Source organism: Oceanobacillus jordanicus (assembly GCF_022095695.1).
GTDB classification, from domain to species: Bacteria; Bacillota; Bacilli; order Bacillales; family Amphibacillaceae; genus Oceanobacillus_B; species Oceanobacillus_B jordanicus.
In genome coordinates, this window is sequence record NZ_JAIFZM010000015.1 from 75,206 (window position 1) to 82,689 (window position 7,484).

Consider the following 7,484-nt stretch of genomic DNA (forward strand, 5'->3'; position numbering starts at 1 on the left):
GAGGGGGATCCGATGAAAAAGATAACAATAGCCTTAGCTGCTATCATTTTGGTAGTGTTAGCCGGCTGTTCAGACGACGAAGTAACACCAAATGAACGATTTGATACATATGTGAAGCATTGGAATGAACAGGAATTCTCTGATGCATATGGCATGCTATCAAGTGAGTCTACTGAAACGTATCCAACCGAAGAATATGTGGATCGTTACAATAAAATTTATGAAGATCTAGCAATATCTGACCTTTCTATATCCTTTTCAAAATTGGAAGAGGAAGAGCTGGAAACCGCAATGGAAGAAGGGACTGCTACTATTCCCTTTAAAGTAGCGATGGAAAGCATGGCTGGACCAATTGAATTCGACTATGAAGCTACCCTTGTACAAGAAGGTGAAGAGGATGAACAAAACTGGTATGTACAGTGGGACCCTGGCTTTATTTTTCCTGAACTAAAAGATGGTGGAGACATTAGTATTCAAAGCGAAGCTCCTACTCGAGGAGAGATTCTTGACCGGAACCAAATGCCATTAGCCATTAATGACAAGGTAAATGAAATTGGGATTATTCCAGGAAAGCTTGGCAGTAACCCTGAACAAAGTAAAGAAGAACTCTCAAGCTTCATAGGACTTTCCGTTGATGCCATTGATGAAGCATTAAATGCTGCCTGGGTTGAGCCAGACTTATTCGTCCCCTTAAAAAAGGTGCCTTCTACTAATGACTTATCCCCATTATGGGAAATAGATGGTGTTGCTGGTAGAGAAGTAACTGGTCGTGTTTACCCAGCTGGAGAAGCTGCTGGACAGCTGGTAGGATATATTGGAAATATTACAGCTGAAGAGTTAGAGGAACAGGAACCAGGCGTTTACAGTGCAAACGACATGATTGGTAAAAGAGGTCTTGAAAGTCTCTATGAAGAGCAACTTAAAGGTAAAAAAGGCACACGCATTGAAGTAATCAAAGAAAATCAAGAACCTATCGTTCTTGCCGAGACGCCAGTTGAAAACGGTAAAAATATCACCTTGACAATTGATGTAAATGTACAAGAAAGCATTTTTGATTCTTATGAAGAGGATGCTGGTACTGCTGCAGCCATAAATCCCAAAACAGGAGAGACACTTGCACTTGTCAGTAGCCCATCTTTCGATCCAAATGAAATCCTTTATGGGACGAAAGCGAATCTGTGGGAAACATTACAGGAGGATGAGCAGCAGCCATTGTTAAATCGTTTCTCATCAACCTTTGCACCAGGATCAGCTCTTAAACCAATTACTTCTGCAATTGGGTTAAAGAATGGCAACATTGATCCAGATGAAGGATTAGAAATCGATGGATTGACATGGAGTAATGGGAAAGGATGGGGAGATTACGCTGTCCGCCGTGTTTCCGAATCTAGTGGCCCAGTTGATTTAAAGGATGCCCTTGTACGTTCTGATAACATTTACTTCGCCATGCAAGCAGTCAATATGGGTAGCGAAGCATATGTAAAAGGATTAAAAGAGTTCGGTTTTGGGGAAGATCTTCCATACGAATATCCTTTCACTGCTTCCAGTATTTCTTCTGATGGAAAGTTGGATGATGAAGTATTGCTTGCCAATTCGAGTTATGGGCAAGGACAGTTAGAAATGAGTTCGTTACACCTTGCCACAGCATACACTACCTTCTTAAACGAAGGGAACATGATAAAACCAACATTGCTTACAAGTGAAGAAACAGCGCAGGTATGGAAAGAAAACCTGCTTGATAGTGATCAGGCTAATTTGATGAAGGATCTGTTATACGAGGTTGGTCAATCTGGTACACCATCCAAATATACTGCTGACTCAGAAGTAGGGATTTCCGGTAAAACTGGTACAGCTGAATTGAAACTGACAACAGAAGATGATTCTGGTGAAGAGAATGGTTGGTTTGTCGGCTTTCCAACAAAAGAAAGTGAACAAGATTTATTAATCGCCATGATGGTCGAAAATGTGAAAGAAAAAGGCGGAAGTGTTTATACAACGAAAAAAGTAGTCGATGTGTTTAATGAGTTGAAATAGAAAAGCAAACTCCTATATTAGGAAAGTGGCTTTTATCATAACTAGTTAAGGGAGTTCTTTTGTGAAGAACTCTCTAACCAACAGGCCAAATCGCAATATGATTTGGTCTTTTTTATAACGACCTGTCGAGTGGTAAAGTGAAAAACCGGCACAAAAGTAAACATATACAAGGGAGCTGTTGGCTATAAAAAAACTTCATTACCTAATCTATATTGAACTTCAAGTACTATATTATGCGATCTTTGGGTGGTTTAAAAGTCCAGCTAACATGAAAAATGTTACTGTCTATCCCTACCATAAAACATCACAGTTAAAAATGTTTGTAATCGTATTCGCCATCCTTATTGTGTTAGAAGGTGGATTGTTCCATTTTGTCCTCCAGATATGGAGTCATCTTGCTGCCTGGATCTTTACGGTACTAAATATTTACGCATTGCTTTACATAGTAGGCTTATATCATTCTGTCAGAACACTGCCTCATACCATTCATGCTGAGAAACTTGTTATTCGATATGGTTACCAGAGTAGTATTGAACTCGATATTAAAAATATTGAAAGTATAAAGAACGCTAAAAAACAAGGAGGAATTGAAGATAAGCCACCAAAAGATACGTATTACGCTTTGTTGCAAATGGATTCACCCCATTACGAAATCACCTTAAAAGAACCGATTCTCATGAAACGATCGTATGGAAAAAGCAAGTGGGTTAAAACAGTTGTATTCAGAGCAGATGAACCAGCAGCGATGAGAGAGCATATAGAAGCAGATATAAAATTACTATGAGAGGATGATCAAAAAAGTTGATTGTAAAAACAAAAGAGGATGGGGCATAAGAAAATTAAACAAGAAAAAAACTCAAGTTCAAACGTTGTATTACAGAAAAATTCGAATGCTTCATGGATACCCCCTGATTGTTTGGTATCTGGATTACACTTTAGCGAAGGAAAAATGCGAAGACTCTAGTGGGAACAGCACGAGTCCGAAGGCCCCGCAAGAAGCGATTTTTACTTCTGAGGAGACTAAGGCCGTGCCCACTGAAAGCGGAGTATTTTCCGCAGCGGTAATAAAACAGTTTGTTTATTATTGTCCGGGTTTTAAAAAGGCTGGGACGTTATGTCCCAGCCTTTTGCTATTTCTCTCTATTGCTTGTACTGCATATAAACAACTTGCGTAACGAGGAAATCTTCTACCCCGTGCTTGCCATCTGTTCCACCAAGTCCTGATTTACGCATTCCTGCATGATAGCCTTGAACAGCTTCAAAGTTTTCCCTGTTCACATACGTTTCTCCGAATTTAAGATGATTCACGACATGCATGGCCTCATGCACATTATCGGTATAAACGGAGGATGAAAGACCATATTCTGTGTCGTTCCCCATTTGAATTGCGTCATCGAGTTCATTAAAGGTGACAATCGGTACAACAGGTCCGAAAATCTCTTCCTTAATGATTTCTGAATCATGTTTGACATTTTTAAGAATCGTTGGCTGAAGGAAAAATCCCTTTTCCTTATTAACCCTTTCGCCACCTGTCACAACCTCCGCTCCCTCTTTTACAGCTGTCTGTAGCATTTCCTCTACCTCTTCTAATCTATCTTTACTCACCAGTGGTCCCATACCAGCCTGTTTGTTTTGTAGAGGGTTATCAACTGTGACTGCTTCAAAGGATTGTTTCAGCTTTTCCGTAAAGGCTTCGGCCACTTCCTCTTGAACATAAATTCTTTCTGCATTCGTACAGGCCTGTCCATTATTGGCTAGTCTTGATGTTGTAATATGTTTGGCAGCCAAGTCAAGATCAGCATGCTTTGTTACAATAGCAGGTGCCTTACCACCAAGTTCCAGATTCACTTTCGTAATACTTTGGGCCGCTGCTTCCATCACTTTTGTACCTGCCGTGACACTTCCTGTCATGGAAATCATATCGACATCTGGATGAGAAGCTAAGGCATTTCCTAGTGTAGAGCCTTTTCCGGTAATAAAGTTGTATACTCCTGCGGGAAGTTCCTCCATCTCATCGACCAGTTTTGTGAATTCCGCCGCTGTATTTGGTGTTTTCTGGCTTGGTTTTAATACAATTGTACAGCCCGTTACCAGCGCTGATGCAACCTTCCTTGCTAAAATAAACACTGGGAAGTTCCATGGTACAATTCCACCAATTACCCCAATAGGCTTCTTATATAAGAGAATGTTTTCATTTGGCCTGTCACTCGGGATAATATCTCCTTCTATTCTTCGGGCCCATTCGGACATATATTTGAAGAAGTCAATTGCCATGTCTACTTCTCCATTAGCTAATTCAAAATCTTTTCCTTGCTCTTCCTGTAATAATTCAACAAATTTACTTTTATTAACTTCTAGCTTTTCTCCAAGTTTGCGAACAATTTCTCCACGTTCCACAGCTGGTGTATGCTCCCAGCCAGACTGCGCATCGGTAGCAGCTTTAACTGCCTTATTCACATCTTCTTCTGTTCCGCTCGCAATCTTTGAAATCACCTGTTCTGTAGCAGGATTTATTACGTCAATTGTTTCTGTCGCCGTTGATTCTGTGTATTTCCCATTAATATATATAGGATGGGTTTGCACAATAAAGCCTCCTTCATGGTATACTACTTTAAATTTTCCACCATGAGGAGGCTCTGAAACATATTATTTATCCCGGTGCAATCGTCCGTAAAACCACCACTTCAAAACATAAGGTGAAACCGTGATGTTTAAGAGGAGTAAACGAACGCTAACACCCGATTCGTTCAACTAACAATCAGTGGTGGAAGAATGAACCCCCCCGACTGATTGCAGTGTCGCTTTATGTATGATGGCAGCTTGTTAAAGCATTTTCAGTAAGGAATAAAAGGTTGCTTCATCCCGTTCATCAAGTGCCTTGTCGATGGATCTTTTTATGTTTGCCAGTTCAAGCTGGTCAAACAGTATGTCAAGTTCATCTAGATCCCATGGAGGGGTCGTTTGGCTTGGAGTATAAGGTTTTATAAATGCTTGTAAATAAATAAGAAAATCGCTACAAAAAAGGAGTTCATACATCGAAATACGTTCTTCTTCTTTTCCATGCCGGAAAACGAAGACAGCATCCTTATTAGATACCTCTCCCGTTTTTCTGTTAACATGGATAGAAGTAGCACCATTTGGGGTATAATGAAATTCCTTGCCATTGATTAGTACGACAAATCCACCAACTGATAATTTTACATAAATCGCACTGCTGCTTAAGCCTATTCGAAAAGGCAAAAACGACTTGATGATGACCATACTTTCCATTCAGCTCCTCACTCCAAGTATTGTTCATTAAATAGAACGATTACCTTATTATAATTCATTTTGCCTAGTAATTAAAGCCTATTTTATGTTTTTTCTACTAAGAATAAACAAATAAAAAGCCAGCTCCTATAAAAAGAAGCTGACTCTACTATTTGTTTTTACCTATTCTAGTTTTTCCTCTTCTGTAAATACTCTTGACCTTGTAAGAAACCTTTTCCCTTCAGGCCCTTCCAGTGAAAACATCCCTCCCCTTCCATCTACTGCATCTATTATAAGCTGGGTATGCTTCCAATAAGCATATTGATCTTTGGAAATATAGAAAGGCATACCCCCGATTTCACCGAGTAAAAGGTCTGACTCACCTACGCGAAATTCGCCCTGTGGATAACACATTGGAGAGCTTCCATCACAACATCCACCAGATTGATGAAACATTAAATCTCCATGAAATTCTTTTAACGTTCGAATTAGCTCCAGTGCTTCGTCTGTAGCGGTAACCCGTTCTGTCACATGCATCATCCTTTCATAGAATGTGCCTCTTAAAATAGACCTGCTGGTTGCTCACTATAGCTAACTAGTAGATTTTTCGTCTGCTGATAATGTCCAAGCATCATAAGGTGGTTTTCCCGGCCGATTCCGGATTTTTTGTAGCCACCAAATGCGGCATGTGCAGGGTATTGGTGGTAACAATTCGTCCACACACGTCCTGCTTCAATTCCTCTTCCAAATCGATAAGCAGTGTTCATATTTCTTGTCCAGACTCCTGCTCCTAAACCATATAGCGTATCATTTGCTACTGCAAGGGCTTCATCATCATCTTTAAAGGTCGTAACAGATAAAACTGGTCCAAAGATCTCTTCTTGGAATATACGCATCTTGTTATCTCCTTTAAAGATCGTAGGCTGTACATAATAGCCGCTTTCCAGTTCTCCTCCCAATTTATTAATATTTCCCCCAGTAAGCACCTCTGCTCCTTCTTGTTTTCCAATATCTAAATAGGACTGTATCTTTTCCATTTGTTCATTGGAAGCCTGGGCTCCCATCATGGTTTCCGTATCCAATGGATGGCCTATTTTAATTTGTTTTACTCGCTCTAGCGCCCGTTCCATAAATTCGTCGTAAATGGATTCATGTATAAGTGCACGTGAAGGACACGTACATACTTCTCCCTGGTTGAGAGCGAACATAACCAAACCTTCTATAGCCTTATCAAGAAAGCCATCATCTCTGTCTACGACATCTTCGAAAAATATATTTGGAGATTTCCCACCCAATTCCAGGGTCACAGGAATAATGTTTTCAGAGGCATATTGCATAATTAATCGCCCTGTTGTCGTTTCACCAGTGAACGCTATTTTGGAAATCCGACTGTTTGATGCTAATGGTTTCCCTGCTTCCACACCAAAGCCGTTCACAACATTTAATACACCAGGCGGAAGTAGATCCCCAATGAGTTCTAATAAAATATGAATAGATGCCGGCGTCTGTTCAGCAGGTTTTAGCACAACACAATTTCCTGCTGCAAGTGCCGGTGCTAACTTCCAGGTCGCCATCAAAATAGGGAAATTCCATGGAATAATTTGCCCTACCACACCTAGTGGTTCATGAAAATGGTATGCCACTGTATCATTATCAATCTGGCTAATTCCACCCTCTTGAGCCCGAATCACTCCTGCAAAGTAACGAAAATGATCTACTGCCAGTGGGATATCGGCAGCAAGCGTCTCTCTTACTGCTTTACCATTGTCCCATGTTTCGGCCACAGCTAATAATTCCAAGTTCTCTTCCATACGATCGGCAATCTTATTTAAAATATTTGCTCTTACTGCCACGGATGTTTCTCCCCACTCTTTCTTGGCTGCATGTGCTGCATCAAGGGCTGCTTCCACATCCTCTTTTGTTGATCTGGAAACTTCGCAGAATGCTTTTCCCGTAACTGGGCTCACATTTTCAAAGTACTTTCCATTTGCCGGTGGACGATATTCTCCGCCAATGTAATTGTCATACCTGTCTTTAAACTGGACTAGCGATCCTTCGCTATTTGGATTTGCATACCTCATTCTATCCACTCCTCCTCTTTTGCAAACGCTTACAAATTAGGTGTAAAAACTAGGTGGCTTTCTACTGATTACTATAGCAATTTATTCAGAATCATTCAAACATTTTGTATTAGTTAGATT

At 40.4% G+C, this 7,484-nt stretch carries 7 protein-coding genes; 3 read left to right on the top strand and 4 right to left on the bottom strand.

Annotation, left to right across the window (positions count from 1 at the left end; genetic code table 11):
- The first annotated feature begins 12 nt into the window (after positions 1–12).
- The 3 genes from K3T81_RS15755 (at position 13) to K3T81_RS15765 (ending at position 3,209) form a co-directional block, all read left to right on the top strand.
- Positions 13–2,034: a penicillin-binding transpeptidase domain-containing protein gene (locus K3T81_RS15755; protein WP_238020994.1), complete on the top strand. Its 2,022-nt coding sequence runs from the start codon at positions 13–15 to the stop codon at positions 2,032–2,034.
- Between the two features lie 178 nt (positions 2,035–2,212).
- Entirely contained in the window at positions 2,213–2,818 is a 606-nt protein-coding gene (locus K3T81_RS15760) for a hypothetical protein (RefSeq protein ID WP_238020995.1), read from the top strand.
- 4 nt (positions 2,819–2,822) lie between these two features.
- Entirely contained in the window at positions 2,823–3,209 is a 387-nt protein-coding gene (locus K3T81_RS15765; protein WP_238020996.1) for a hypothetical protein, read from the top strand.
- On the opposite strand, the gene aldA is transcribed toward K3T81_RS15765, so the two are convergent.
- From aldA to adh, 4 genes are all read right to left on the bottom strand, one after another.
- Positions 3,175–4,617 (bottom strand): aldehyde dehydrogenase, encoded by a 1,443-nt coding sequence (gene aldA / locus K3T81_RS15770; RefSeq protein WP_238020997.1) that lies wholly within the window; start codon positions 4,615–4,617, stop codon positions 3,175–3,177. The genes K3T81_RS15765 and aldA overlap by 35 nt on opposite strands.
- A 240-nt stretch (positions 4,618–4,857) precedes the next feature.
- Complete coding sequence (locus tag K3T81_RS15775) at positions 4,858–5,304, bottom strand: IDEAL domain-containing protein (RefSeq protein ID WP_238020998.1); 447 nt, start codon at positions 5,302–5,304, stop codon at positions 4,858–4,860.
- 162 nt (positions 5,305–5,466) lie between these two features.
- Positions 5,467–5,814: a DUF779 domain-containing protein gene (locus tag K3T81_RS15780; RefSeq protein WP_238020999.1), complete on the bottom strand. Its 348-nt coding sequence runs from the start codon at positions 5,812–5,814 to the stop codon at positions 5,467–5,469.
- Positions 5,815–5,843: 29 nt separating this feature from the next.
- Positions 5,844–7,364 carry an aldehyde dehydrogenase gene (gene adh, locus K3T81_RS15785; protein WP_238021000.1) on the bottom strand — a complete coding sequence of 507 codons (1,521 nt, stop codon included), beginning with the start codon at positions 7,362–7,364 and terminating at the stop codon, positions 5,844–5,846.
- Positions 7,365–7,484: the final 120 nt, after the last annotated feature.